28 protein-coding genes are annotated in these 25,414 nt (G+C 63.2%); 13 read left to right on the top strand and 15 right to left on the bottom strand.

All coding sequences use genetic code 11. The features are described from left to right. Nucleotides 1-9: 9 nt before the first annotated feature. Nucleotides 10-678, bottom strand: a complete 669-nt coding sequence (locus FA04_RS14125; RefSeq protein WP_034806734.1) for a hypothetical protein — start codon at nt 676-678, stop codon at nt 10-12. A gap of 307 nt (nt 679-985) precedes the next feature. Between FA04_RS14125 and ftsE the strand changes: the two genes are divergently transcribed. The 4 genes from ftsE to FA04_RS14145 all read left to right on the top strand — a co-directional run bounded on the left by ftsE (nt 986) and on the right by FA04_RS14145 (nt 4,383). Continuing rightward, the gene (gene ftsE / locus FA04_RS14130; protein WP_034806610.1) at nt 986-1,645 is read left to right on the top strand and encodes a cell division ATP-binding protein FtsE; all 660 of its coding nucleotides are present in this window, start codon (nt 986-988) and stop codon (nt 1,643-1,645) included. Further along, entirely contained in the window at nt 1,638-2,660 is a 1,023-nt protein-coding gene (locus FA04_RS14135; RefSeq protein WP_034806606.1) for a cell division protein FtsX, read from the top strand. The genes ftsE and FA04_RS14135 overlap by 8 nt, the downstream gene beginning before the upstream one ends. Before the next feature lie 97 nt (nt 2,661-2,757). Beyond that, complete coding sequence (locus tag FA04_RS14140) at nt 2,758-3,456, top strand: YdcF family protein (protein WP_034806603.1); 699 nt, start codon at nt 2,758-2,760, stop codon at nt 3,454-3,456. A 135-nt stretch (nt 3,457-3,591) separates the two neighbouring features. Next, on the top strand, nt 3,592-4,383 hold the full coding sequence (locus FA04_RS14145; RefSeq protein WP_034806600.1) for a lysophospholipid acyltransferase family protein: 792 nt from the start codon (nt 3,592-3,594) through the stop codon (nt 4,381-4,383). A gap of 4 nt (nt 4,384-4,387) precedes the next feature. Here the strand turns inward: FA04_RS14145 and FA04_RS14150 are convergent, their stop codons facing one another. Next, entirely contained in the window at nt 4,388-4,939 is a 552-nt protein-coding gene (locus tag FA04_RS14150) for a gamma-glutamylcyclotransferase (protein ID WP_034806597.1), read from the bottom strand. 202 nt (nt 4,940-5,141) lie between these two features. On the opposite strand from FA04_RS14150, the gene FA04_RS14155 reads away from it, so the two are divergent. Beyond that, the gene (locus FA04_RS14155) at nt 5,142-6,152 is read left to right on the top strand and encodes a DUF2125 domain-containing protein (protein ID WP_034806594.1); all 1,011 of its coding nucleotides are present in this window, start codon (nt 5,142-5,144) and stop codon (nt 6,150-6,152) included. Nucleotides 6,153-6,222: 70 nt separating this feature from the next. On the opposite strand, the gene FA04_RS14160 is transcribed toward FA04_RS14155, so the two are convergent. From FA04_RS14160 to FA04_RS14170, 3 genes are all read right to left on the bottom strand, one after another. After that, entirely contained in the window at nt 6,223-7,146 is a 924-nt protein-coding gene (locus FA04_RS14160) for a prephenate/arogenate dehydrogenase family protein (protein ID WP_034806590.1), read from the bottom strand. Then, on the bottom strand, nt 7,146-8,252 hold the full coding sequence (hisC, locus tag FA04_RS14165; protein WP_034806587.1) for a histidinol-phosphate transaminase: 1,107 nt from the start codon (nt 8,250-8,252) through the stop codon (nt 7,146-7,148). The genes FA04_RS14160 and hisC overlap by 1 nt, the downstream gene beginning before the upstream one ends. Nucleotides 8,253-8,398: 146 nt before the next feature. Continuing rightward, on the bottom strand, nt 8,399-9,163 hold the full coding sequence (locus tag FA04_RS14170) for a class I SAM-dependent methyltransferase (RefSeq protein WP_089044490.1): 765 nt from the start codon (nt 9,161-9,163) through the stop codon (nt 8,399-8,401). Nucleotides 9,164-9,244: 81 nt separating this feature from the next. Between FA04_RS14170 and gloB the strand changes: the two genes are divergently transcribed. Then, complete coding sequence (gene gloB, locus FA04_RS14175) at nt 9,245-10,015, top strand: hydroxyacylglutathione hydrolase (protein WP_034806583.1); 771 nt, start codon at nt 9,245-9,247, stop codon at nt 10,013-10,015. Further along, nucleotides 10,015-10,452, top strand: a complete 438-nt coding sequence (locus FA04_RS14180) for a cupin domain-containing protein (protein ID WP_034806580.1) — start codon at nt 10,015-10,017, stop codon at nt 10,450-10,452. The genes gloB and FA04_RS14180 overlap by 1 nt, the downstream gene beginning before the upstream one ends. 12 nt (nt 10,453-10,464) lie before the next feature. Here FA04_RS14180 and yddG read toward each other — a convergent pair whose 3' ends face one another. Together yddG and FA04_RS14190 are read right to left on the bottom strand one after the other, a co-directional pair. Beyond that, nucleotides 10,465-11,355 (bottom strand): aromatic amino acid exporter YddG, encoded by an 891-nt coding sequence (yddG, locus tag FA04_RS14185; protein WP_034806577.1) that lies wholly within the window; start codon nt 11,353-11,355, stop codon nt 10,465-10,467. A gap of 97 nt (nt 11,356-11,452) precedes the next feature. Then, nucleotides 11,453-12,229, bottom strand: coding sequence for a DUF3108 domain-containing protein (locus tag FA04_RS14190; protein WP_034806574.1), 777 nt, complete (start codon nt 12,227-12,229; stop codon nt 11,453-11,455). 387 nt (nt 12,230-12,616) lie between these two features. Here FA04_RS14190 and rpmB point away from each other — a divergent pair, with 387 nt between their 5' ends. Both rpmB and FA04_RS14205 read left to right on the top strand, forming a co-directional pair. Next, the gene (gene rpmB, locus FA04_RS14200) at nt 12,617-12,907 is read left to right on the top strand and encodes a 50S ribosomal protein L28 (RefSeq protein WP_034806568.1); all 291 of its coding nucleotides are present in this window, start codon (nt 12,617-12,619) and stop codon (nt 12,905-12,907) included. A 171-nt stretch (nt 12,908-13,078) separates the two neighbouring features. After that, nucleotides 13,079-13,720 (top strand): VUT family protein, encoded by a 642-nt coding sequence (locus tag FA04_RS14205; RefSeq protein WP_034806565.1) that lies wholly within the window; start codon nt 13,079-13,081, stop codon nt 13,718-13,720. A gap of 103 nt (nt 13,721-13,823) precedes the next feature. On the opposite strand, the gene FA04_RS14210 is transcribed toward FA04_RS14205, so the two are convergent. From FA04_RS14210 to FA04_RS14230, 5 genes are all read right to left on the bottom strand, one after another. Continuing rightward, complete coding sequence (locus FA04_RS14210; RefSeq protein WP_034806561.1) at nt 13,824-14,276, bottom strand: GNAT family N-acetyltransferase; 453 nt, start codon at nt 14,274-14,276, stop codon at nt 13,824-13,826. Nucleotides 14,277-14,546: 270 nt separating this feature from the next. Continuing rightward, the gene (locus FA04_RS14215) at nt 14,547-15,551 is read right to left on the bottom strand and encodes an esterase-like activity of phytase family protein (protein ID WP_034806556.1); all 1,005 of its coding nucleotides are present in this window, start codon (nt 15,549-15,551) and stop codon (nt 14,547-14,549) included. 184 nt (nt 15,552-15,735) lie between these two features. Continuing rightward, nucleotides 15,736-17,631 carry a cobaltochelatase subunit CobT gene (gene cobT, locus FA04_RS14220; RefSeq protein WP_034806554.1) on the bottom strand — a complete coding sequence of 632 codons (1,896 nt, stop codon included), beginning with the start codon at nt 17,629-17,631 and terminating at the stop codon, nt 15,736-15,738. A 105-nt stretch (nt 17,632-17,736) separates the two neighbouring features. Next, nucleotides 17,737-18,732, bottom strand: coding sequence for a cobaltochelatase subunit CobS (cobS, locus tag FA04_RS14225; protein ID WP_034806552.1), 996 nt, complete (start codon nt 18,730-18,732; stop codon nt 17,737-17,739). A 74-nt stretch (nt 18,733-18,806) separates the two neighbouring features. Next, the gene (locus tag FA04_RS14230; RefSeq protein ID WP_034806549.1) at nt 18,807-19,442 is read right to left on the bottom strand and encodes a J domain-containing protein; all 636 of its coding nucleotides are present in this window, start codon (nt 19,440-19,442) and stop codon (nt 18,807-18,809) included. 145 nt (nt 19,443-19,587) lie between these two features. On the opposite strand from FA04_RS14230, the gene FA04_RS14235 reads away from it, so the two are divergent. Beyond that, nucleotides 19,588-19,869: a BolA family protein gene (locus tag FA04_RS14235; protein WP_034806546.1), complete on the top strand. Its 282-nt coding sequence runs from the start codon at nt 19,588-19,590 to the stop codon at nt 19,867-19,869. A 15-nt stretch (nt 19,870-19,884) separates the two neighbouring features. Here the strand turns inward: FA04_RS14235 and FA04_RS14240 are convergent, their stop codons facing one another. Genes FA04_RS14240 through FA04_RS14250 form a run of 3 tightly spaced genes read right to left on the bottom strand, consistent with a single transcriptional unit; the run spans nt 19,885 to nt 22,905 of the window. Beyond that, complete coding sequence (locus FA04_RS14240) at nt 19,885-21,192, bottom strand: HlyC/CorC family transporter (RefSeq protein WP_034806542.1); 1,308 nt, start codon at nt 21,190-21,192, stop codon at nt 19,885-19,887. Further along, on the bottom strand, nt 21,189-22,322 hold the full coding sequence (aroB, locus tag FA04_RS14245) for a 3-dehydroquinate synthase (RefSeq protein WP_034806539.1): 1,134 nt from the start codon (nt 22,320-22,322) through the stop codon (nt 21,189-21,191). Before aroB ends, FA04_RS14240 begins: the two co-directional genes overlap by 4 nt. Continuing rightward, on the bottom strand, nt 22,315-22,905 hold the full coding sequence (locus FA04_RS14250) for a shikimate kinase (RefSeq protein ID WP_034806536.1): 591 nt from the start codon (nt 22,903-22,905) through the stop codon (nt 22,315-22,317). Before FA04_RS14250 ends, aroB begins: the two co-directional genes overlap by 8 nt. A 235-nt stretch (nt 22,906-23,140) precedes the next feature. Here FA04_RS14250 and FA04_RS14255 point away from each other — a divergent pair, with 235 nt between their 5' ends. The 3 genes from FA04_RS14255 to FA04_RS14265 all read left to right on the top strand — a co-directional run bounded on the left by FA04_RS14255 (nt 23,141) and on the right by FA04_RS14265 (nt 25,261). Beyond that, nucleotides 23,141-23,290, top strand: coding sequence for a hypothetical protein (locus tag FA04_RS14255; RefSeq protein WP_034806731.1), 150 nt, complete (start codon nt 23,141-23,143; stop codon nt 23,288-23,290). After that, complete coding sequence (locus FA04_RS14260) at nt 23,287-24,243, top strand: site-specific tyrosine recombinase XerD (RefSeq protein ID WP_034806533.1); 957 nt, start codon at nt 23,287-23,289, stop codon at nt 24,241-24,243. The genes FA04_RS14255 and FA04_RS14260 overlap by 4 nt, the downstream gene beginning before the upstream one ends. 64 nt (nt 24,244-24,307) lie before the next feature. Then, nucleotides 24,308-25,261, top strand: coding sequence for an acetyl-CoA carboxylase carboxyltransferase subunit alpha (locus tag FA04_RS14265; RefSeq protein WP_034806530.1), 954 nt, complete (start codon nt 24,308-24,310; stop codon nt 25,259-25,261). Nucleotides 25,262-25,414: the final 153 nt, after the last annotated feature.

Genomic DNA, 25,414 nt, shown 5'->3' on the forward strand with positions numbered 1-25,414 from the left:
TTAGCACAATCAGCGGGCCGAAACATCGTTTTCGGCGAAGGAAACCGTCACATCCGGCATTTTTCCACCCGCATAGGGCAGTCTCGTCATGAAATGACGGCTCTCACCGGGCGCGACGGCAGCACCCTCGGGCATCACCCGTGTCGTCGTGACCTTGCGCCCGTTGGCGGCAATCTCCACCACGACGATCGGCAATCGCTGCTCGATATCGGAGCGATTGTCGATCGAGCCATAGACGGACAGCACACGCATGCCGCCGGAGTAGTCGAGCCCACTCTTGATCCCCGATATCGTCAGCGGCTGGACGTCGGCCTGTCCATCGCCGGCAAAGCCGACGATCGCCAGGAAGGAAGCAAGCGCAACGCCCGCGACCATCCCGGCAAAGCGGCGTGCCGGCATGTCGCGCAGCCGCGTTTCGGCAAGACGCAACAATCGAGCGCCGAGCGACGGCTCCTGCTCCACGACCGTCAGCGTCGGCCGCCTGCGGCTGCCGGTTTGTGCATTGTCGTTGAAAACAGGATAGGGCGTGCGGCGCGACGAAGCGGATATCACCTCGAATTCCGCATCCACATAGTCGGCGCGCCTCGGCGCTGAAGCCCCGTCGCGTCCGCCGCGCTCGGGCGGCAGGAAATCTGTATCGGCGTTGTTGCTGGCGGATTTGGTCCGGAATGCCTGCATGATCATTTCCTCCTGTCCCGCAAGAGAACACGGCCGCAGGCGGCCAGTTTGTCTGCGAAACCCTCGGGCAATGCCAAGCCTCATGCGGTGCAAGAACTAGGCATTGCATCAAATCTTTCCGACACGTAAACCGGAATGGTTAATGTTTCGGAAAGACGTCGCGAAAGCGGCGCCTTTTCATGAAAAATTAACCGTCACTTAACCATGATTCCGCTGGCGGTTTTGCCTTTCTTGGCTGGTCGTCCTATGCGCGGAGGACCGGAACCGGCCGTCGGTTGCAGGGCCGTGAGAGAGACTGGGCTGCCGCTTGATTCACTTTGAGAACGTCGGACTGCGCTATGGCATGGGACCGGAAATCCTCCGGGACCTGACCTTCGACATTCCACGCCGTTCATTCCAGTTCCTGACGGGTCCGTCGGGCGCCGGCAAGACCACGTTGCTGCGGCTTCTTTTCCTCTCGCTGCAGCCGACACGCGGCCTGATCCGGATGTTCGACCGCAACATTTCGTCGATCCCGCGCGAAGAATTCCCGATGCTGCGCCGGCGCGTCGGCATCGTCTTCCAGGACTTTCGCCTGCTCGATCATCTCACCACCTACGAGAACGTCGCACTGCCGTTGCGCGTGCGCGGCAAGGAGGAGACGAGCTACCGTGCAGACGTGCTGGAGCTTTTGAAATGGGTGGGTCTCGGCGAGCGCATCAACGTGCTGCCACCGGTCCTTTCCGGCGGTGAAAAACAGCGCGCCGCCATCGCTCGGGCGCTGATCGACCGGCCGGAGATCCTGCTTGCCGACGAGCCGACCGGCAACGTCGATCCGCCGATGGCAAGGCGCCTGCTCAATCTTTTCCTCGAGCTCAACCGGCTCGGCACGGCGGTCGTGATCGCCACCCACGATCTGTCGCTGATGGACCAGGTGGAGGCGCGGCGCATGATCCTTTCGCAGGGGCGGCTCGACATCTATGAGTGACAGCCGCACGAAACACCAAAAGGATGTGCCCGAACAGGCACCGGAGGCACAACAGCGCCGGACGGAAATGCGCGTGCGCCCGACCGGCCCGATCGTGCCGTCGAGCAATGTGTCCGGCCATGCGCTGATGTGCGTCATCGCCATCATGTCGTTCCTCGCCTGCCTGACGCTCGGCGGCGTCAGCATGGTGCGAGCCACGGCCCAGAGCTGGCAATCGCAGATCTCCCGCGAGATCACCATCCAGATCAAGCCCGACGACAATCTCGACATGGAAAAGGCGCTGGCGGATGCCCGCGACCTGGCGCTGACCTTCAGTGGCACGACGGACGGCAAGATCGTCGACCGGGCCGCCACCGCCCGCCTGCTCGAACCCTGGCTCGGCGAAGGCCTCGATCTTGACGAGTTGCCCGTGCCGCGCCTCGTCATCATCACCATCGACGAAAGCAATCCGCCGGACTTTGCGGCCATGCGCAAGGCGCTGACAGAAATAATCCCGCAGGCTTTCCTCGACGACCACCGCACCTGGGTCGACCGGCTGGTCGCCATGGCCAACACCACGGCCATGATCGGCACCGGCGTGCTGACCCTGGTCTTTTCCGCCATGGTGCTGACAGTGGTCTTCGCAACGCGCGGCGCGCTGTCGGGCAATCGCCATATCGTCGAGGTGCTGCATTTCGTCGGTGCCGAAGCCGGCTTCGTCGCGTCGGAATTCCAGAAGCACTTCCTCAGGATCAGCCTCAAGGGCGCCGGCGCCGGCGGTCTGCTCGCAGCACTTTTCTTTGCGCTCGCGGGTTTCTGGCAGTCACGGACCTTGGCGACCCCCGAGACAGATCAGGCCACCGCCCTCTTCGGTACCTTCACCATCGGCTATGGTGGCTATCTCGGCATTGCCGCGATCATCGTCGTCATCGCCATCCTGACGACCGTTACGGCGCGGCTGACGGTTACCCGCACGATCTACGAAATCGACCTCATCCGTTCGGACCCCGGCCGTACCGACCTCTACCAAAGCTGAGCCGCCTGATGTTTCGCCGCCACTCGATCTATTCCTTGCCGCAATCTGCGGCTATGTGAAGAGAATCATGATGGCGCGAGAGCTACGCGGGAACGGAATGGCCGGAGGAGATAAATGGCAGGGGCAAGCCGACGATCGCCGGCGGTCCCGCAGTCTCCTGCGCAAAATCCTCCGCCGAACCTTCTTCGTCCTGCTCCTGCCGCTGGCAATCCTGATCGCCGCCTTCCTGAACTTTGCCGACACGGTCGCCTCCCTGCAGCCGCCGGGTCATCCGAAGGCCGACGCGATCGTGGTCCTGACCGGCGGTTTCCAGCGCATCGACCAGGCGGTCGATCTTCTGAAGGGTGGCGCCGGCAAGCGCCTGCTGATCTCCGGGGTTCACCCGGCGACCACAGGCAGCCAGATCCGCCGCAACACCCAGAGCTCGGCCGACCTTTTCAAGTGCTGCGTAGACATCGGCCATGAGGCGATCGATACCATCGGAAATGCCACGGAAGCGGCGCAATGGATCCATGATCGCGGCTATGCGAGCGTGCTCGTCGTCACCAACAACTATCACATGCCGCGCAGCCTCCTGGAACTGCGCCGCGCCCGGCCGGAAACGGAGTTCATCCCCTACCCGGTCGTCAACTCCGATCTGAAGACCACAAACTGGCTGCGCAATCCGATGGTGCTGAAGTCGATCCTTCTGGAATTCGGCAAGTATACGGTGGCGTCAATACGCGACTTCGCCGGCGCCCGCCCGACCAGCGGCCTGCGCACCGACGCATCGCGCGCGACGCCCGCCGAAGAATAAGGGCCGGCAGGAACAGCCTTCGCCGCTGCAAAGTGAAACAGAGCAGTTTTCCTTCAGCACTTAATCGTGTAGGCAGCGATCAACCGGCTCAAAGACGCCGGTCCCCTTGAGACCTCGCCTACGAGAGCGTGCCTGATGATCGTCTTGCGTTCGATCCTTTTCAACATGGTGTTCTACGCCAACCTGATCGTGCAGATGATCGTGCTGACCCCGATCTACTTCCTGCTGCCGCGCAAGAAGGCGTGGTTCGTGCCGAAGAACTGGGTGCGCAGCAACCACTGGCTCATGGAAAAGATGGTCGGCACGACCTTCGAGATCGAAGGCTTGGAGAATATCCCCGAGGTTCCCTATATCTTCGCTCCCAAGCACCAGTCCTTCTGGGATGCCTATGCGCTGCTCCCCTGGCTCAGCGATCCCTTTTATATCCTGAAGCGCGAGCTCACCTGGATCCCGCTCTTCGGCTGGTATGTGCTCAAGCAACGCATGGTTCCGGTAAATCGCGCGGCGCGCGGCAAGGCGATGACCGGCGTGATGGACCGCACCAAGCAGGAAATGGCAACCGGCCGCGAGCTCATCATCTACCCGGAAGGCACGCGTCGCCCGCCGGGCGCTCCGCCGGAATACAAATACGGCATCGCCCGCCTCTACCGCGACCTCAGCGTGCCGGTGGTGCCGGTCGCCATGCATCCCGGCCTCTTCTGGCCGCGCCGCAAGTTCCTGCGCTTTCCCGGCCACTTCAAGGTTCGCATCCTGCCGCCCATCGAGGCCGGCATGGACCCGGACGCTTTCCTGGCGAAGCTCGTCGAGGTAACCGAGAGGGCGAGCGACGAGTTGCTCGTCGAAACCGTGAAGGCCAATCCGCACCTGCCGCTACCGCCGACCGCCCAGCAGCGGCTGAAGGAACTGAAGGCAGAAGGCCGGGCCTGAACCTTCAGGCCCGGGCTGAACGCGGCGACTGCCGCAGCAATCCGACCACCTCTTCCAGCCAGTGATCGCGGATACCCATCTCCTTGAGATGGGCGAGCGTGTTGAACACGTATTCGCTGTTCGGCCCGGATTTTCCCGTCGAAACCGCGACGATGCCGGCCGCCTCCGTGGTGGTCAGCGAGCCCGCATACTGGACGTGGGCGCGGTCGATGACGTAGGCGAGCGCCGGAACGCGGCGGCCGTCGGCAAGCAGCACCGGCATGGTGCGTTCCTTGTAGACGTGGGTCACCAGTTCACGCTCGCGCAGATAATCGACGACATCCGCCTGCTGTCCGCGCTGGACGCGAAACGCCGTCCCGATGCAGGAGCCGCCGCGGTCGAGCCCAAGCACCAGCCCCGGCCGCTGTTCGGTGCCGCGATGAACCCAGGAATGCACGCAGAGTGAGCGGCGAAAACCGAAGGCGCGTGCCGTGAGCTTCTCCTCGAAGGCAAAGCCCGGGTTCCACATCAGCGAGCCGTAGCCAAAGACCCAAAATTCGTCCATATCCACTGTCATTCAACCCGCGCTGCTGTTCTCACTGCCGAATCACGATCGGTCGCGTGGGACGGTGAGCCATTTTCGGTTTCTACGGCACAGCATCCCGGCACGAAAGAGACAAGGTCGTCCTCCTGCGGCCAAAGGAAAGAATAGTTTTGCGGATCGATGGCGCCACCCGAAAGGCAGCCTCCATCCTGTTTTGAGTGAGGTACCCGCGCCCATGTCGGCCACCGCAGTCTCCAACCCATCGCCGGTCAGCCGGAAATTCCGCTGGCTCCTGGCAGGCATCGTGCTTGTCACCGGCGTTTATTCGGCCGGCTGGTTTCTCGCCGCCGACCAGATCGAGAAGCGGCTTGCGACCCGCCTCGCCGAAGGACAGGCAGCCGGCCTCGGCGGCGAATGCACCAACATGGACGTGCGCGGCTTCCCGTTCCGCATCGGCCTCTTCTGCGACAAGGTCCATCTGGACGACACCCGCAACGGCACCTCGGCCTCGTTCGGAGCGCTGAGGACCGCTGCCCAGGTCTACCAGCCGGGCCATGCGGTGATCGAGCTTGACGGCCCGGCCGAGATCCGGGCTTCCCCCGGCCTCAACATCTTCGCCGACTGGACGTTGCTGCATGCGAGCGTGCGCGCGACCCTGTCCGGCGTTGATCGCACGTCGCTGACCTACGACAACCTGACGGGCCGGTTGCGATTGCCGCTTGAAGGCGACGGATTTGGCTTCGGCGCCAGCCACGGCGAATTGCACCTGCGCCAGAACGGCGCGGATCTCGACGCCGCCTTGAGCGTCGACAAACTGGACGTTCGGCCCGAGGAAGGCCCGAGCCTCGCACCGCCGGCGACCGTCGCCGCCGACCTGACCTTCACCGACCGGGCCGGATGGATGACAACCCCGCCGACGCCTGAGATGTTTCGCGGCAGCAAGGGCGAGCTGAGACAGCTCACCCTCGACCTCGGCTCGGGCATGAACGCCAAGCTTTCCGGGCCGTTCTCGGTCAATGATCAGGGACTGATTTCTGGCGAGTTCTCGCTGACGATGACCAATATCGAGGCCTGGCGCGCCAATCTGGTCACCCTGATCCCGGATGATGCCAACCTCGTCGACAACACCGCCAACATGCTGAAGGCTCTCGCCAACGGCAAGAACGAGGCGACCGTGAAGCTCAACGTGCGCGACGGCACGGCATTCCTCGCCTTCATCCCGATCGGCGTCCTGCCGACCCTCTAGGCTACGGTCCTACGGTCATACACCTCACAGGAAGGAAGACCGCTCCACGGTCTTCCTTGATCTGCTCAGGCTATTTCTGATCCATGGCATGGCGACCGAAGTCCGGCATCGCCGTGTCCTGGCCGGCCTGAATGATCGAGCGGCGAATGGCCCGGGTGCGGGTAAAGAGATCGAACAGCTTGTCGCCGTCGCCCCAGCGGATCGCCCGCTGGAGGTAGGCGAGATCTTCCGAAAACCGCGCCAGCATCTCCAGGATCGCATCCTTGTTGTGCAGGCAGACGTCGCGCCACATGGTCGGGTCGGATGCCGCCAGACGCGTGAAGTCGCGGAAGCCCGAAGCCGAATATTTGATGACTTCGGATTCGGTAACGGTCTCGAGATCGTCAGCCGTGCCGACGATGTTGTAGGCGATGATGTGCGGCAGGTGCGAAACGATCGCCAGCACCTTGTCGTGGTGTTCGGCGTCCATCTCCTCGACCATCGAGCCGAGCGTCTCCCAGAAAAGCCGCAGCCGCGCCACCGCTTCCTCATCCGCGCCAGGGGGCGGCGTCAGGATGCACCAGCGGCCGCGGAAGAGGCCGACGAAGCCGGCATCCGGGCCGGAATGCTCGGTACCGGCAATCGGATGCCCCGGCACGAAATGCACGTTCTCGGGCAAGTGCGGCGCCATCTGTGCGATCACCGAACCCTTGGTCGAACCAACGTCGGTGACGATGGCGCCTGGCTTCAGATGCGCTGAGATCTCGGCGGCAACAGCGCCGGACGCGCCGACCGGTACCGAGACGATGACGAGATCCGCGTCGCGAACGGCGTCCGCCGCAGACAGCGTATAGCGATCGCCGAGCCCGAGTTCCTGCGTCCGCTTCAGCGTCGCCTCGCTGCGCGTGGAGACCACGAGCGTGCCGGCGAGTTGCTTCTCGCGGATTTCGCGCGCGATCGACGAGCCGATCAGACCAATGCCGATGAGGGCGATCGTTTCAAACTGCTGAGCCATTATTTCCGTCCCATGAATTCGGTCAGCGCCGCGATGACGCCCTCGTTGGCTTCCGCGGAGCCGATGGTCATGCGCAACGCATTCGGGAAGCCGTAGCTGCGGACTGCCCTGAGGATATAGCCGCGGCGGGTTAGGAACTCATCGGCCTCCTCCGCCCGCTTGCCGGCCTCGTCGGGGAAATGGATCAGCACGAAATTCGTGACCGACGGCGTGATGCGGAGCCCGATCGCCTCGAGCGCTTCGGCAACGCGGGCAAGCCAGGTGAGATTGTGATCGACCGCCGTTGCGACGAAAGCCTGATCGCGGATCGCCGCCGCACCCGCCGCAATGGAAGGCGCACTGAGATTGAACGGCCCGCGGACACGGTCGACCGCGTCGATCACTTCCGGCGGCGCATACATCCAGCCGATGCGCAGGCCGGCAAGACCATAGATCTTCGAGAAGGTGCGGGTCATTACCACGTTGCGGCTGGCCGAGACGAGCTCAAGACCGGCGGCATAGTCGTTGCGGCGCACATATTCGGCATAGGCGGCGTCGAGCACCAGGAGCACTCCCTCGGGCAGGCCCGCATGCAGCCGGCGGACTTCGTCGACCGGGATATAGGTGCCGGTCGGATTGGCGGGATTGGCGAGAAAGACCATCTTGGTCCGCTCGGTGACCGCGGAAAGGATGGCGTCCACATCGACGCGCGCATCTTTTTCCTCGACGGTCACGGGCGTCGCACCGGCCGCCAGGATCTGGATCTTGTAGACCAGGAAACCGTGCTCGGTGATAATGCCTTCGTCGCCGGGGCCGAGATAGGTGTGGCACAGCAGCCCGAGCAGTTCGTCCGAGCCGTTGCCGCACATGATGTTTGCCGGATTGAGCCCGTGAACGGCCCCGATTGCCTCCCGCAGCGCCCGCGCCTGGCCGTCAGGATAGCGCTCCAGATTGAAGGCCATCGCCTGGAAGGCTTCTATCGCCTTCGGGCTGGCACCGAGCGGCGTTTCGTTCGACGAGAGCTTATGCACCTTGGCGACACCCGGCGCATGCTCCTTGCCCGGCACATAGGCGGCAATGTCAAGGATGCCGGGACGCGGCTCAGGGCTCTTCGAAGCAAGGCTCATCGGGTCAGCTTTCTATGGCCATCAAAATGCCACAGCGACCTTTGTCGCGCCTTGGGAGGCGCGGGGCGCTATAGGCAGGAAAAGAGGTCAAGCCATTACCGGCGCAAGCGGCTTTTGTCGAGGGTCCGCCGCCTGTACGCAGCGCCTTATCGGGTGAGGCGTGGCCGTTCGCGTGTGCTCGGCACGCCCTGCGGCGCCAACACCGGCACGAAGACACGGCGGGACGCACGCGCTGCGACCGGTAGCCCCTGGTAAAGCCGCTTCTGCGCCTCGACGACGATGACGCCTGAGAACACTGGCCAGAGCCAGCGGCCGAGCCGCTCAAAGCCTCGGCGCAGCCGCAGGATCGCCCGGAGCTTCGACGGCGGGAAGAACAGCGCGTCGGCCGTAGCCCCCGGCGTGAAGTTGGTCTCGCGCAACAGCGCCGTCAGCTGCCCGCGCGAATAGGGTCGGCCGGAGCCGAAGGGCGTATGCTCCATGCGCGCCCAGACGCCGCGTCGATTGGGCACGACGATCACGAGCCGCCCGCCCGGCGCCAGCACCCGCCAGATCTCCTTCATCGTCTCGCGCGGACTTTCGGCAAATTCCAGCGAATGCACCATCAGCACCCGGTCGATCGATGCGTCCGGCAGCGGCAATTCCTCGTCGAACACCAGCGCCGTCGAGGAAAGCTCGGCAACCGGCCAGTTCACCGCGCCCTGGCCCGCAGGCATGAAGGCGAAGGTGCGCTCCGTGTCCTTGCGGAACCGCTCGAGATAGGGAACGGCATAGCCGAGGCCGACCAGCCGCTCGTCCGGCAGCCGCGCCCAGACGGACGAAAGCGCCATGGTGACGGATTGCTCCGCCATCCGGCCAAGCTCGGAGTGATAGAATTCGCGAAGGTCGACAATATCGGTATGCATTCGCAACATGTTAGCTTCGAAGCGGTAGACTTCAAGGTAAGGCTCGCTACATTCGGCAGCATCTCCCCTCTCCTGACCGGAGGACCTGCCATGGCCGCGCTCGAACTCGATCTTTTCCTCTGCCGCACCGACAATTTCGGCGTGCTGATCCACGACCCCGAAAGCGGCCTGACCGCCTCGATCGACGCGCCCGAGGAGGCGCCAATCCTGGAGGCGCTGGAACGCCGCGGCTGGACGCTCACCCATATTCTCACGACGCACCATCATGGCGACCACGTCGCGGCCAATGACGCGTTGAAAGCCCGCTTCGGCGCCATCATCATCGGTCCGTTCAACGAGGCCGCGAAAATTCCGGGCCTCGACAAGACGGTGCGTCATGGCGAACGCTTCGAGTTTGCGGGCCGCAACGTCGAGGTGATCGAAACACCCGGCCATACCGCCGGCCATATCTGCTTCCATTTTCCACAGGACAAGCTGCTCTTTGCCGCCGACACGCTTTTTGCGCTCGGCTGCGGCCGTCTGTTCGAGGGGACGCCGGCGACCATGTGGCAGTCTCTCAGCCGGCTGATGGCCTTGCCGGACGACACGACCGTCTATTTCGGCCACGAATACACGCTCTCCAATGCCCGCTTCGCGGTCACCGTCGATCCCGACAATGCCGAACTCAAGGCACGCGCTGCCGAGATCGAGGAAATCCGCTGCGACGGCGGCTTCACCGCGCCGACGACAATCGGCCTGGAGAAGCGCACGAACCCGTTCCTGCGCGCCGCCGATCCCGGCATTCGCGCCCATCTCGGCCTGCGAGATGCCGACGATGCCGCGGTCTTTGCGGAAATCCGCAAGCGGAAGGATAACTTCTGATGGCTGAAGCACAGACGGCGGAAGAGGTCATCGAGGCGCTCGGCCTCACACGCCATCCGGAGGGCGGCTGGTACATCGAGACCTTCCGTGACACGGCCGGCGGCCCGCGGGGCCATTCGACGGCGATCTATTATCTGCTTGAGCGTGGCGACCGTTCGCACTGGCACCGGGTCCGCGACGCCGTCGAGATCTGGCACTACCACGCCGGCGCGCCGCTCGAACTCAGCATTGCCGAGGACGGGAAGCCCCCCGAGACGTTGCGGCTTGGGCCCGACATCCGGGACGGTGAGCGCCCGCAGGGCGTGGTGCCGGCCAACTGGTGGCAGTCGGCTGCCTCCCTCGGCGATTGGACGCTGGTTGGCTGCACGGTCGCGCCGGCCTTCGATTTTGCCGCCTTCGAGATGGCAGCCCCCGACTGGCAGCCGCCGACCCGATAGCGATCTTTCGGACTACTCCGCCGGCTGGGTGGCCGCGGCATCCTTGCGCAAGATCAGATCCTGGGCGGCGAGCACCGCCCCGCCGGTGACGAACAGGCAGGCAAGCGCTATGCGCCAGGATGGCTCGGCAAAGCCGAAGAGGATCAGGATCAGCGTCGAGAGCACCGGTGCTGCATAGCTCGAAACGCCGAGAAGCTGGATGTCGCCGTTCTTCACCCCGAAGTCCCAGGCATAGAAGGCCGCCCCCACCGGCAAGAGGCCGAGGCCCGCGACCGCCAGCCACTCGAAGGTCGTCGCCGGCCAGACCGTCGTTTCGAGCGCGAGATGGCAGACGAAGGACAGGATCGAGGTGGCAAGGCAGAAGCCGGTGACCACATCGGTCGAAACCGCCTCGAAGCGGCGTGTGATCAGCGAATAACCCGACCAGGTAAAGGCGCAGAGGAAGGCCGCGCCATAGCCGATGAGATAGGCACCGTCGAAGGCGACGCCGTTGCGCGCGACGATCAGGATCGTGCCGACGAGGCCCGCAAGCGCGCCGGCGATGTGATACCAGCGCAGCCGCTCCCCCGGCAGCAGTGCCGAACCGACAACGATCAAGAGCGGCCAGAGATAGGCGATCAGCCCGGCCTCCACCGCCGGCGCATTGCGCAGCGCCGTGAAGTAGAGGAAGTGATAGCCGAAGAGGCCGGCAATGCCCGTGATCCAGACCTTCGCCGGCTGCTTGAGCAGCGCCAGGCGCTCCGGTTTTGCCACAAGCACCGCAAGGCCGGGCAGGCTGCCGATCAGGAAACAGATTGCCGAAAGCTGGAACGGCGGCATCTTGCCCGATGCCGCCGTGAACAGCGCGAGCAGCGACCACATCAGGATGGCCGAAAAACCGATCAGAGTTGCCTTGAGTTTCATAGTCGTCCCCGGGCGCGATTTCTCTCAACGGAAACCTGCGCCGTCAAAATCACGGTGCTTGCTGGTATTTAACCTTTTAGTTGCACGCGATCGCGCGTCAACCACCAAATCGCGTCGCCGAGACCGTGACCGGCCCGAGCTTGGTGGGGATGCGGACATAGACGGGGGCATAGACATTCATGGTCTCAGCCTTGGCGAACCAGATTTCCATCGTCTGCAGTCGCCGCAGATATTCGACGTCCTCGCGGCCCTTCTTGTAGCCGGCCTTCGGCACGAAGCGGATGCCGCAGACGATCACCTCGCCTTCGAAGCCCTTCGTCTTGAAAGGCCTGGTGCCCTTCGGCGAAAGCTTGATGTCGAGCCGCGACTCGCCGTCGAAAATCGGCAGGGTGTTGGGGCAGACGCGCGCTTGCGCCGGAATGATCAGCCCCGAAAGCGGATCGAGAACGTTGCGCATGTCGCGCGAGGTGACCGGCACCCAGTTCTTCGGCAAAGGCGTGCGCTTCGGCGTCATGCTCGCATGCACGACATTGCCGTTGCGGTAGGTAACGCTGATCGCCCGGCTCTTCGAGCCACTGCGATAGGACATCGAATATTGCGACGCGCGCAGGTAATCCTTGTCGACAACGCCGGAAACCTGTGTCTGGCCCGACGTGCGGCTGAGGATATCGAGCAGGCCCGCCGATTTCAGCGTCCCCGATATCGTGTAGCGATTCTTCTGAACCTCGGTGTGGAATGAGGCGCGCGCCACCGGCAGACCGGACAGCGAGATGCTGTAATCCGTCAGATGCTCGGCATCGGCGGCCGATGATGCTGTGGAAAACAAGACCGCCGAAAGCAGCATTGCCCCGCGAAAGCCATTTCGCAACTTCATGCCTTTAGGAATCCATCACTTGAACATCGCCGCAATACCCTGAAATGCAGGGTGTTTACGGCTTTTCTGCGCCATTTCGCTGTCGCCGGCTACGCGGTCGGTCCAATCACGGAACCAAACCGTCGTGTGTCCTCGGTCAAGAAATAGCGCATAGCAAAACCGCTTGGAATGGGTCTCACGCACCATTATTGTTGCCCGGATAGCGCTTCGCATGGGCAGATCGGCCGGGAAAAACCGCGGTTTTCCGAGAATGCAAGAGGTTTGGCTTGACGGGCGGGCCGTCTCTGACTATAGAACCGCGACTTTCCAATAATGGCCTAGGAACGCGGCCTGGGCTCTGGGCCCGCTACCGCATTGTCCGGCGGCGATAAAGAGAATAGGTGTACCATGTCCCGTAGTTGCGAATTGACCGGCAAGGGCGTCCAGTCGGGCAACAATGTAAGCCACGCCAACAACAAGACCAAGCGCCGGTTCCTTCCGAACCTGTGCAACGTCACGCTGATTTCCGATGCTCTCGGCCAGCGCTACCGCCTGCGCGTTTCCGCAGCTGCTCTCCGCTCGGTTGAACACCGTGGCGGCCTCGACGCCTTCCTGCTGAAGTCGGACGAGAACGAGCTGAGCATGCGCGCTCGCCTGCTGCGTCGCCAGATCGTCAAGAAGGTTGCTGAAGCCGCCTAATCGGCGCCAGCGCACCGTCTTTGACACGCGTTTAAAAGGCTTGCGGGTTCATCCGGCAAGCCTTTTTCTCGTGCGCACGTTTCTTAACCGATACGCGCTTTTGCCTTCATCGGCCGGGTGCACTGCCCTGCTTTCATCCCTCTAGCTGGTGGCATACCCCAGGATAAAAAAATGCTGATCAACCGCACTTTCTTCGTCTATGTCGCGCTGATGACCCTCGTGGTCGTCGCCTCGAACATCCTCGTTCAGTTTCCGCTACCGGGCTCGATTGCCGGTATGCAGCTCGGCGATCTCCTCACCTGGGGCGCCTTCAGCTATCCCTTCGCCTTCCTGGTGACCGACCTTACCAACCGCCAGTTCGGGCCGCGCATCGCGCGTCGCGTGGTAGTCGCAGGCTTCATCGTCGCCATTCTGCTCTCCATCGTCGCCGCCACGCCGCGCATCGCTATCGCGTCGGGCTCGGCCTTCCTGTTCGGTCAACTCCTGGACATATCGGTGTTCAACCGGCTCCGCCGTCAGAGCTGGTGGCATGCGCCGCTCGCAGGCTCGCTGATCGGCTCGGCGCTCGATACCGCAATGTTCTTCTCCTTTGCGTTCGCACCGTTCTTCGTGTTCTTCGGCCCGAACGACAGCTTTGCGCTGGAAACCGCACCGCTCCTCGGCGTACTTGCGGCTGAAGCACCGCGCTGGATCTCCTGGGCGGTCGGTGACTTGAGCGTGAAGATCCTCTGCGGCCTCGTCATGCTGCTCCCCTATGGCGCGCTGATGAGCATCGTGAAGCCCATGCCCGCTGCGGAAAAGCAGGCGGCCTAAGGGCCGCCTGCCGGCACGCCTCGGCCCGCGCCGAAGCGGCGACCGGGCGTCGATTGCAAGGCGCGGGGAAGAGCAGCAGCCGCCCTTCCCCGCGCCTCACCTTCTAGCGCTGCTTCAAAAGCATCTGAGCGTTTTCGAATGGCAGCCCTTCGTCGTCTTCCGACCGCCGGGACTGTTCTTCAAAGCCGAGGTTCTCGTAGAAGGCATAGGCCTGCGAATTGGCGGTGTAGACCTCCAAGCGGAGCTGCCCCTTCAGCTGCAGGGCATGCGAAACCAACAAGCGGCCGATGCCGGCACCCTGGTGTCGCGGCGAGACAAACAGCCCGCCGATGAAATCGTCGAGCAAGCTGACGAACCCGGCCGGTTCGCCGTCCCGGATGGCGACCCAAGTCTCCGCGTTCGGCAGATAGACGGTCTCGATCAACAGGCGCTGTTCACGCAACCGCGCCTCGCCGACAAAAGCGTGCGCCGTTATCGAGGCCTCGAACCAGATGGCCGACAGTTCTTCCAAATCCGCAGCACGATAGGCGCGGATCATCAAATCCATTTTTTTCATGGTTTTTCCGTTCAATAGATATGCGTCAAGAGGGACGCCTGTTCGGCGCCTTGAACAACCGCGAATGCGGGTAAATTTTCAGCCTCTGCGCATAAATCTCCTTCAACGGACAATCGGCCAATAGGCCTTTGCCGGGACACCGTCAAGCATCGGACGGGCTTGTTCGGGCCTCTGCGCAGCCGCGCCGAGCGAGACGGCTCGATCCTTCACCGGCTCTTGGCCGGATCTCCACACGATCGGGCGGATCGCACTGTTCAGGAGTTGGCTGGCTTACTGTGTCAGCGCGGTGTTGAGCCGGAACTCCAGCATCAGGTTGCGCTCGAGGATCGAATGGTTGTCGTCGGAGACGACGATGACCCGCACGTCGCCGTCGGGACGCACGACGACGTCGAGGCCTTCCATGTTGTCGATCTGGTAGCCCATGTCCGCTTCGAAGAGGACTTCGCCGTCGACGACCGCGCCGGGCTTGATCTTATCGCCTGGGACCCGACGGATCTGCATGCCGAGACCCGAGCCGAAGGAGAAACGTCGCTCCAGCAGCAAGAGGTCGCCGTTCGGCAGGAAGGCGCCATCGGTTGCCGCATAGGGATCCTTGCGCACGACGCTGAATGCGCCGCGCTGTGGCCCGTCGAGGATACCGGCCAAAAGATTGTCCGCCTTGTCGACGCTGCGTTCGGCAATGGCGATCATGGCGCCCGCGAGGGGGCTGTCCTTCGGCGAGACCGCGATCGTCTCAATGCCGGCGTTGCTGCGCAGCTCGCTGATCGGAAACGGCAATGCCAGGCTTCCGATCGGCTTCGAGCCGGCAAAACCCGGATCCGGATAGATGTCGATGCGATGGGCCTGCTCGTAACTGACGATCGCCTGGCCTTCTCGAAGGGCAAGCCCTTCGGAATCCACCTTCCATTTCGCCAGGCCGACATCACCGTTACGATCCGCCATCGGCGTGGCGGTCAGGTTGGTGATACCGGAAAGCCGACCCTGCTCGTCGCGGGTTACCGCACCTTCCAGCCAGTGGCCGGTATCCATGACGGCGACGAAAGAGCTGCCGTCAGGACGAAAGCGGATTGCCGAAACCGCGCCGAACAGCGGATTTGACGAGGTCATCTCCAGACCACCGAGAAACTCCAGGGCGCCAAACCGTGTGGCGCTGGAACCCACAGCGAAATTACTGATCTGGCGGCTGCGGATCGGCAGGTCTTCGCTATCGGAAGCGGACCATGCCGGGCAGGCCGAAGCCAGGAGGAAAAGGGCTAGGAGACCGCGGCCAAGCATCAAGAGAAGTACCTTCAGGGGGCATCGGGAATGACGCGGCGTGCGCTCAAAGTGAGCCCGCCACGCATGGTAGCTTGGTAGACTGTAAAACTATGTCCGTAAATTGACTTCGGCCGCCAGCGATGCGTGCAGGTGCCGATTGGCAGCTCGGAGGCGATGTTCCACCGCCCCCAAGGGGGAAGCATCACCCGGCGCGGCGAAGACGCGAAGAACCGCGGCGCTGGCTTTCGTCCTCGAAGAGTGCGGCCAGCTGTTCGGTCATCGCGCCGGCAAGCTCATCGGCATCGACGATGGTGACGGCACGGCGATAGTAGCGCGTCACGTCGTGGCCGATACCGATCGCCAGCAGTTCCACCGGCGAGCGCGTTTCGATCTGCTCGATGACCGCGCGCAGGTGACGCTCCAGATAGTTTCCTGGATTGACCGACAGCGTCGAGTCGTCGACCGGCGCGCCGTCCGAAATCATCATCAGGATGCGCCGCTGTTCGCGCCGCGCCATCAGCCGCTCATGCGCCCAAATCAACGCCTCGCCGTCGATGTTTTCCTTGAGCAGGCCTTCCCGCATCATCAGGCCGAGATTGCGTCGTGCCCGGCGCCACGGAGCGTCGGCAGACTTGTAGACGATGTGTCGCAGGTCGTTGAGGCGACCCGGGGCCTGTGGCTTGCCGCCGGCCAGCCACTTCTCGCGTGACTGCCCACCCTTCCACGCCTTGGTGGTAAAACCGAGGATCTCGACCTTGACGCCGCAGCGCTCGAGCGTGCGCGCCAGGATATCGGCGCAGGTGGCGGCAACCGTGATCGGACGGCCGCGCATCGAGCCGGAATTGTCGATCAGCAGCGTCACGACGGTATCGCGGAAGTTGGTGTCCTTTTCGCGCTTGAAGGAAAGCGGCTGCATCGGATCGATGATGATGCGCTGAAGCCGCGCCGAATCGAGATACCCCTCTTCGAGATCGAACTCCCAGGAGCGGTTCTGCTGCGCCATCAGGCGGCGCTGCAGCCGGTTGGCAAGGCGGCCGACCGCGCCTTGAAGATGGGCAAGCTGCTTGTCGAGGAAGGCGCGCAGCCGGTCGAGCTCGGCCTCGTCGCAAAGCTCTTCCGAGGCAATCGTCTCGTCGAACTCGCGGGTGAAGACGGCGTAGTCGACCTTCTCGTTGAAGTCGGCGAAGGGCTGGTTCGGACGCTTGACCTCGCCGGGCGTTTCGCTGTCCTCGTCGCCTTCGTCCTGGAGATCGTCGTCGGAGATCTCCGCGCCGTCCATCTCGCCTTCTTCCATCTGCTCTTCGGCAGCCTGGTTCTCGTCGGCGGGTGCGGCATCGTCGCCGGCTTCCTCGTCGCTGGCGTTCTCGTCCTGCTCCTGGCTGCGCGGCTGGTCTTCGTCGGTCTCGCTTTCCTGCTCGTCCGGCTCGTTGTCGTCGTCACCGTATTTCTCGGCGACTTCCATCGAGGTCAGCATGTCGCGAACGACCCGGGCAAAGGCCTGCTGGTTGTTGATCGTCGACGACAGGTGCTCAATGTCGCCGGCAGCCTTGCCCTCGATGAACTCGCGCCAGAGGTCGAGCACCTTGCCGGCAGACGCCGGCGGCTTCTGGCCCGTCAGCTTCTCGCGCACCAGCAGCGCTACGGCCTCGCCGAGCGGCGCGTCCGCCTGGCGCTCGATCGTTGCGAAATTCGCCTTGGCGTATTTCTCTTCGAGCATGACGTTGAGGTTCTTGGCGACACCCGCCATGCGCAACGACCCGATCGCCTCGACACGAGCCTGCTCCACCGCATCGAAGATCGCGCGGGCGTCCGCCCCTTGCGGCGACATGGTCGCGTGGATCCGCGCATCGTGACAGGCCTTGCGCAGCGCCATGCTGTCACCGAGCCCGCGGGTCACGGCAAGTTCCTGCAGGGTCGGGCGCTTGGAAAGTTCCGGCAGACGGATGCGTTCGCCGGTCATGCCCGGCCGCTCGTTGGCGAAGGCGACTTCCACCTCGGCATCGCCCGCGATCGATCGGATGCAGCCGGAAAGCGCCCGCTTGAACGGTTCCGCAGCATTCTCGCGCGTGGTTGGCTTTGCCTTCGAATTCGAGCTCACGACAGTTCCTTCTTCAGCCAGAGGCGACGGCGCCCCAGTGGGGCGTCATCCGGTTTGCCACAGCGTCATGACCCGCCCTCCCAAAGGGGACGGCAGGCCGTGGGATCAGGCGGTGGCTTCGAGCACGATGTTGGCAGCGCTTTCCTTCAGCTCGATGCCGAAGGCGCGCTGGTAGTGCTCGGCGACCAGCGCCCGCTCCAGCTCGTCGCACTTGTTGAGGAAGGTCACGCGGAAGGCGAAAGCGATGTCGCCGAAGATGTGGGCGTTCTCGGCCCAGGTGATGACCGTACGCGGGCTCATGACAGTCGAGAGATCGCCATTGATGAAGGCTGCGCGCGTGAGGTCGGCGACACGTACCATCTTGGAGACGGTCTCGCGGCCCTTGTCGGCGGTGAAGCCCTTGACCTTGGCGGCGACGATGTCGACTTCCTTGTCGTGCGGCAGGTAGTTCAGCGTGGTGACGATCGACCAGCGGTCCATCTGCGCCTGGTTGATCTGCTGCGTGCCGTGATAGAGGCCGGTCGTGTCGCCGAGGCCGACGGTGTTGGCGGTCGCAAACAGGCGGAAGGCCGGGTGCGGACGGATGACACGGCTCTGGTCGAGCAGCGTCAGGCGGCCGGAGGATTCCAGCACGCGCTGGATGACGAACATGACGTCCGGGCGGCCGGCATCGTATTCGTCGAAGACGAGCGCGACATTGTGCTGGTAGGCCCAGGGCAGGATGCCGTCCTTGAATTCGGTGACCTGCAGGCCGTCCTTGACGACGATCGCGTCCTTGCCGACGAGGTCGATACGGCTGACATGGCTATCGAGGTTGACGCGCACGCACGGCCAGTTGAGGCGCGCGGCGACCTGCTCGATATGGGTGGACTTGCCGGTGCCGTGATAGCCCGACACCATCACGCGTCGGTTGTGGGCGAAGCCTGCGAGAATGGCGAGCGTCGTTTCGCGGTCGAAGAGGTAGTCCGGATCCAGATCCGGGACATAGGCGTCGCCCTTCGAATAGGCAGGAACGCGCAAATCCGTATCAATACCGAAAACCTCCCGGACGGAAATCGTGGTGTCGGGGAGGTTGGAAATGTCGAGGTCAATCTTGCTCATCATGTCTCCAGAGCGGCCACCGGACGGCACCCGCGCATTCGCCTGCAAAAGTGCTTCTGTATTAATCCGGGTTGTTAGCAGAAACCAGCCTGTTTTAACAATTGGTAGGCCTGAATAACCGCGCGAAAACGCTCTTCCGATCCTCTATCTCCGCCATTGGCATCGGGGTGATGCTTCTTGACGAGGTCCTTGTAGGCCGCCTTGATGTCGGCAGTGGTCGCCGAGGCTCCGAGACCAAGCGTTTCGAAGGCCTTCGCCTCGAGCGTCTTCAGCTTGCGCTGGCGTGGCTCGGGACGACCGGATCGCGCCCGCGCCTCGCTGACAAAGCCGAAGGGATCGCGCATGCGGGCCTGGGCGCCGGCAGAGCCAGACCGCGTCTGCGACTGGGTCGGGCCGTTCTTGGCGTTCTTGTTGACGCCGACGGTCCAGGTGGGCCGATGACCGGTGATCGCTTCCTTCTGGTAGCGGGCGACCTCGCTGTCGGAGAGGCCGGAGAAGAAGTTGTAGCCCTTGTTGTATTCCTTCACGTGCTCGAAGCAGAACATGAAGTACTGCCCCTCGGCGTTGCGACCGACGGGCGCCCGGTGCACACCCTTCTGATCGCAGCCGTCCCACTGACAGACGGGAGCCGCCGGCTCTGCCTGCGGCTCGACCTTGCGCCGGGTTCGAATGCGATCGAAGTATTTTGAATCGAGTCTCATGGCGCTCATTATGGGGTTTGGCGGGAGTCACAACAAGAATTGACAAAGCGGAATGTTGCTGGCTTTGTGCGGGCATTTTGCGCCGCCGTGCCAGCGATTACCGGGTTCTTAACTGCGAGGGGGCGCCAAGCAAACAGCAAAATGGGACGGAAGAATGTCGCTCACCGAGACCATCGAAAAGAAGCTGATCGAGGCCTTCCACCCTGAACGGCTCGAGGTCATCAACGAGAGCCATCAGCATACCGGCCATCAGCCGGGCTTCGATGGTACCGGCGAGTCCCACATGCGGGTGCGTATCGTTTCTAGCGCCTTTGCCGGCATGAGCCGTGTCGCCCGCCACCGCGCCATCAATGATCTCCTGAAGCCAGAACTCGACGCCGGCCTGCATGCGCTCGCCGTCGAGCCGGCAGCCCCCGGCGAGCCGACCCGCTGGTAGAGGCAATCGCGGCCATCACGCCGGCGGAGCACCCTCTTCCGCCGGACGGATGCGCAGCTTGGTAATGCGGTTCTTCACCCGCTTCATCACGATGAAGCGTTTGCCGTGGAAGGTGAAGGCCTGGCGCTCCTCCGGAATGCTCTTGGACTCGTGGATGACCAGACCGGCCACCGTCGTCGCCTCCTCGTCCGGCAGCGACCAGTCGAGCGCGCGGTTGAGATCGCGGATCGGCACCGAGCCATCGACGACGATCGAGCCATCGGCTTCCTGGCGCACGCCCTGAATGTCGAGGTCGTGCTCATCGGCGATATCGCCGACGATCTCCTCCAGAATGTCCTCCAGCGTCACCAGACCCTGAACCTGACCATACTCGTCGACGACGATCGCCAGATGCAGTTTGCGACGCAGGAACGCGTTGAGTTGATCCTTGAGGTTGGTCGTGTCCGGCACGAACCAGGGCTTCTGCGCGATCTTGACGATATCGAGGTTTTCCGGCTCGACATTTGGTTCGGCCAGCGCCCTCAGCAAATCCTTGGAATGCACGACGCCGATGATGTTGTCGGTCGACCCGCGCCAGAGCGGCAGCCGCGTGAACGGGCTTTCGAGAATATCGCGGACGCAGGTTTCCGGCGGCTCGTCGGCATTGATCGCCCGCATGCTGGTGCGGTGGATCATGATGTCGGAGATTTCAAGCTCGCCAAGATCGAGCACGCCGCCGAGCCGATCGCGGTCGGCCTTGATCACCGAGCCCTCGCGGTGCAGCAGGTCCACGGCGCCGCGCAGTTCCTCATGCGCCGACAGCATAGACATGTCGGAGGCCAGGTTGATGCCGAAGATGTTAAGCAGGCGCCGGACGATGCCGTTGACGAGGCTAGAAACCGGGCCGACGACGGCGACGAAGAGACGGACGAGCGGTGCCACGGCAATCGCGAAACGATCCGGCGAAGCAATCGCCCAGCTCTTCGGCAGTACTTCCGAGAAGATGACGAGCAGCACGGTCATGGCGAGTGTGGCGATCGCCACGCCGCTGTCGCCGAAGAGACCGATCAGCAGGCTCGTCGTCAGTGACGAGGCAAGAATGTTGACGAGATTGTTGCCGATCAGCAGCGCGCCGATCAGCCGGTCGCGACGCTCGATCAGCCGGTTGACGATGCCGGCGCGCTCTTCGCCGTTATTTTCCAGCGTATGCATACGCGAGCGCGACGCGGCGGTCAGCGCCGTCTCCGAACCCGAAAAGAAGCCCGAAAGCACAAGCAGGCAGAAGACTGACAGGATCGACAGCCAGTACTCCGCCAGGAAGGCAATGAAGGCTTCGCCGGTCATTGCGGGTGCTTTTCCCTCAGGAAGCTCAGAACCTCGGAGGATGGGACGTCATCAGCGACGAAGGACTGGCCAATACCCTTCGTCAGGATGAAGGTGAGCTTGCCGCCCTTGACCTTCTTGTCCTGGGCAATCGCGTCCATCAGCCGTTCTGCCGGAGGCAGTGTACCGGGAATTTCCGACATGCGCGTCGGCAGGCCGACGGCCCTCAGATGCGCCTCGACACGGGTTGCATCGTCGGCGCTCGCAAGGTTCATGCGCGTCGAGAACTGATGCGCCAGCACCATGCCGATCGAAACGCCCTCACCGTGCACCAGCCGGGCGCTGTCGTATTCGGTCGCCGCCTCCAGTGCATGGCCGAAGGTGTGGCCGAGATTGAGCAGCGCGCGCAGGCCATTTTCGCGTTCGTCCGCCGCCACGACGTCCGCCTTGGCCTGGCAGCTGACTGCGATCGCCTCAATGCGGGCGCTACCCCCCGCAAAGACCGCCTGCCAGTTGTTTTCGAGCCAGGCAAAGAAGTCCGGCTTGTCGATCAGCCCGTATTTCGCGACCTCGGCATAACCGGCGCGGAATTCGCGCTCGCTCAAGGTGTCGAGCACGTCGGTGTCCGCCAGCACCAGATCCGGCTGGTGGAAGACACCGATCAGGTTCTTGCCGTGCGGCGAATTGATGCCGGTCTTGCCGCCGACGGAGGAATCCACCTGCGCCAAGAGCGAGGTCGGTATCTGGATGAAGCGCGAGCCGCGGCGCACGATGCCGGCGGCAAAGCCGGTGAGGTCACCGATGACGCCACCGCCAAGCGCGATCACCGCATCGTTGCGCTCGATCCGGGCGCCAAGCACCGTTTCGCAGACCGGAATCAGATGTTCGAAGCTCTTGGTCTTTTCGCCGGCGGGAAGCACCAGCGACACGGCGTCGATGTCGCACTCCCCAAGGCTCGCCATGAGCGGCTCAAGGTAGCGCGGCGCGACGTTCTCATCGGTGATGACGGCCATCTTGCGCCCCTTGAGGCGGGCGGCGATTTCCTCACCGGCCGCCGCAATCAGCCCGGGACCGATCAGGATGTCGTAAGAACGGTCACCGAGGTCGACACGGACCTTGCGTTCGGCTGCAGGCATCGCATGGCTATTCATGGGTCTTCTTGTCCTGGTACTCGATGACGGCGGTGAGGACATCCTCGACCATCGTCTCTTTCTTCACATCGCGCGACAGCACCGTCAGGTCCGCTTCGGCGTAGATCGGGTAACGCGCATTCATCAGGTTTTCGAGCGTCTGCTTCGGGTTCTCGGTCTTCAGCAGCGGCCGGGTGTCGCGCTTGTTGACCCGCTCCCAGAGCACGTCGAGCTCGGCGTTCAGCCAGACCGTCAGGCCACCCTTCTTGATCTGGCGGCGCGAGCGCTCGTTGATATAGGCGCCGCCGCCGGTCGAGACCACGCGCGGACCGCTGCGCAAGAGCCGCTTCAGCACCCGCGTTTCAAGCGCCCGGAACTCGTCTTCGCCATAGCGGGCAAAGAGATCGCTGATCGTCATGCGCGAGACGCGCTCGATCTCATGGTCGGAATCGACGAAGGGAATGCCAAGCGCCTGAGCCGTCAAACGACCGATTGCCGATTTGCCGGCGCCCATCAGGCCGATGAACACGAGATTACGTTTACCGAGTACAAGCTTCGCCCGCTCGGCAAGCGTTGCGGAAACCGGTTCGATCACGTCGTTCATTGGACTTCTTATTCCCCATTCCCTTTCGGTATCGACAAATCGGGGTGTAGCGTCAAGTCGTCGCTCGCGTCCGCTCACGGTTCTTGAACTCGGCGGAAGCGGCGTTCATATAGGTCTGGCACCCGCCACAGCGTCGCGCGCTCATTCCGAGCGCCTGAAACGCACTGGCCGTTTGAACGCCTGCATGTATCCTTACGTCCGCTTCGATCGAAAGGCACATGCAGAGGAGATTGAAATGCCGACCCTCTTCCGGTTCCTGTTCTTCTGCGCCGTAATTGCCGGGATAGTGTACGGCACGATGATCTCTCTCGTCACCTTCGTCGAGCCGACGGAGCGCGACGTCACCGTGAAGATCCCGTCCGAACGGGTGAACAAGACCCAATGAGCGATCTTTCCGCCGCCCATGTCGAGGCTTTCCTCGAAATGATGAGCGCCGAGCGGGGTGCAGCGGTCAATACGCTGCAATCCTACGAGCGTGACCTCGAAGATGCCTCCTCGCATCTGCGCACGCTCGGAACCGGGCTGACCGGGGCGACACCAGATGACCTTCGCGGGTATCTCGCCCATCTCGCCGGTCAGGGCTTCAAGGCCTCCTCGCAAGCGCGGCGGCTTTCGGCGCTCAGGCAGTTCTACAAATTCCTCTACGCCGAAGGCATGCGCGGCGACGACCCGACCGGGATCCTCGACGCGCCGAAGAAGGGACGTAGCCTGCCGAAGACGCTGAGCGTCGACGACGTCTCGCGCCTGATCGGCCAGGCGGAGACCGAGGCGGCAGCCGGCGGTACCGACCACCTCGCCAAATTGCGCATGCATGCGCTGATCGAACTGCTCTATGCGACCGGCATGCGCGTCAGCGAACTCATGTCGCTGCCCGCAAGCGTGCTCGCCCAGAACGGCCGCTTCCTCGTCATCCGCGGCAAGGGCAACAAGGACCGCCTCGTTCCGCTATCACAGGCAGCGATCCGGGCCATGCGGGCCTATGGCGAGGCGCTCGCCGAGGAGATTGCGCGCGAGGAAAGTGGCAACCGAGAGAGCCCGTGGCTCTTCCCCTCCTCGGGCAAGCAGGGATTCCTGCCGCGCCAGGTTTTTGCCCGCGATCTGAAATCGCTGGCCGCGCGCGCCAGCATTCGCGTCGCCACGATCTCCCCGCACGTGCTTAGACATGCCTTCGCCAGCCACCTGCTGGCCAATGGCGCCGACCTTCGCGCGGTGCAGGAACTGCTCGGTCACTCGGACATTTCAACGACACAAATCTATACACATGTTCTGGAAGAACGGCTGCACAACCTGGTGCAAAACCATCACCCTCTTGCCAAACAGGCGAAAAAACAGGATTAGGACCGCCGGGCAGGCTGGTTTCGGCCCGCAGACCCTTGTCGCAAAATGATCGGAAACGCATCTCATGCACAACTATCTCGATTTCGAAAAGCCCATCTCCGACCTCGAAGGCAAGATTCTCGAATTGAAGAAGCTCGCCGGCGAAGACGAGAGCGTGAACACTTCGGATGAGATCGAACGCCTGGAGACGCGCGTCCGCGACGCGATGGTCGAGATCTATTCGAAGCTGACGCCGTGGCAGAAGACCCAGGTCGCCCGCCACCCCTCGCGCCCGCACTTCCTGGATTATGCCGCCGAGCTCTTCACCGAGTTCACGCCGCTTGCCGGCGACCGCAACTTCGCCAACGACGACGCCATCCAGGCCGGCCTTGCGCGCTTCCGCGGCATGCCGGTCGCCGTTCTCGGCCAGGAAAAGGGCAACGACACCAAGTCGCGCATCAAGCACAATTTCGGCAGCCCCCGTCCGGAAGGCTACCGCAAGGCGATCCGCGTCATGGAAATGGCTGACCGCTTCGGCCTGCCGCTGATCACGCTGGTCGATACCGCAGGCGCCTACCCGGGCGTTAACGCCGAAGAGCGCGGCCAGGCGGAAGCGATTGCCCGCTCCACCGAGATGTGCCTCAACGTTCGCGTGCCGATCGTCACCGTCGTCATCGGCGAAGGCGGCTCCGGCGGTGCGATTGCGATCGCCACCGGCAACCGCGTGTACATGCTCGAGCATGCGATCTACAGCGTCATCTCGCCGGAAGGTGCAGCCTCTATCCTGTGGCGCGATTCCACCCGCGCCAAGGAAGCGGCCAGCAACATGAAGATCACGTCCGAGGATCTGAAAGCGCTCGGCGTCATCGACGGCATCATTCAGGAACCGGTCGGCGGCGCGCACCGCGACCCGAACGCGGTCATCGGCCGCACCGGAACCGTGATCGCCGACGCGCTCAAGGAACTTTCCGGACGCGATGGCGACCAGTTGCGCACCGATCGCCGACAAAAATATCTGAATATCGGCCGTAACCTCTAAGCCGGATCGGCAGTCCTTAAGCGGGAGCGGGGTGGAAATCCCACGACCTTCCCCTCGCCCGATCTGATGGCCCGCGATTGCGGAAGCGGATTTCGCAACTGCAAAGCGGAGTGTGGCCAAATCTTGGCCATATTCATGAGGTCATGAACAGCG

The organism is Ensifer adhaerens, from assembly GCF_000697965.2.
Lineage (GTDB): Bacteria > Pseudomonadota > Alphaproteobacteria > Rhizobiales > Rhizobiaceae > Ensifer > Ensifer adhaerens.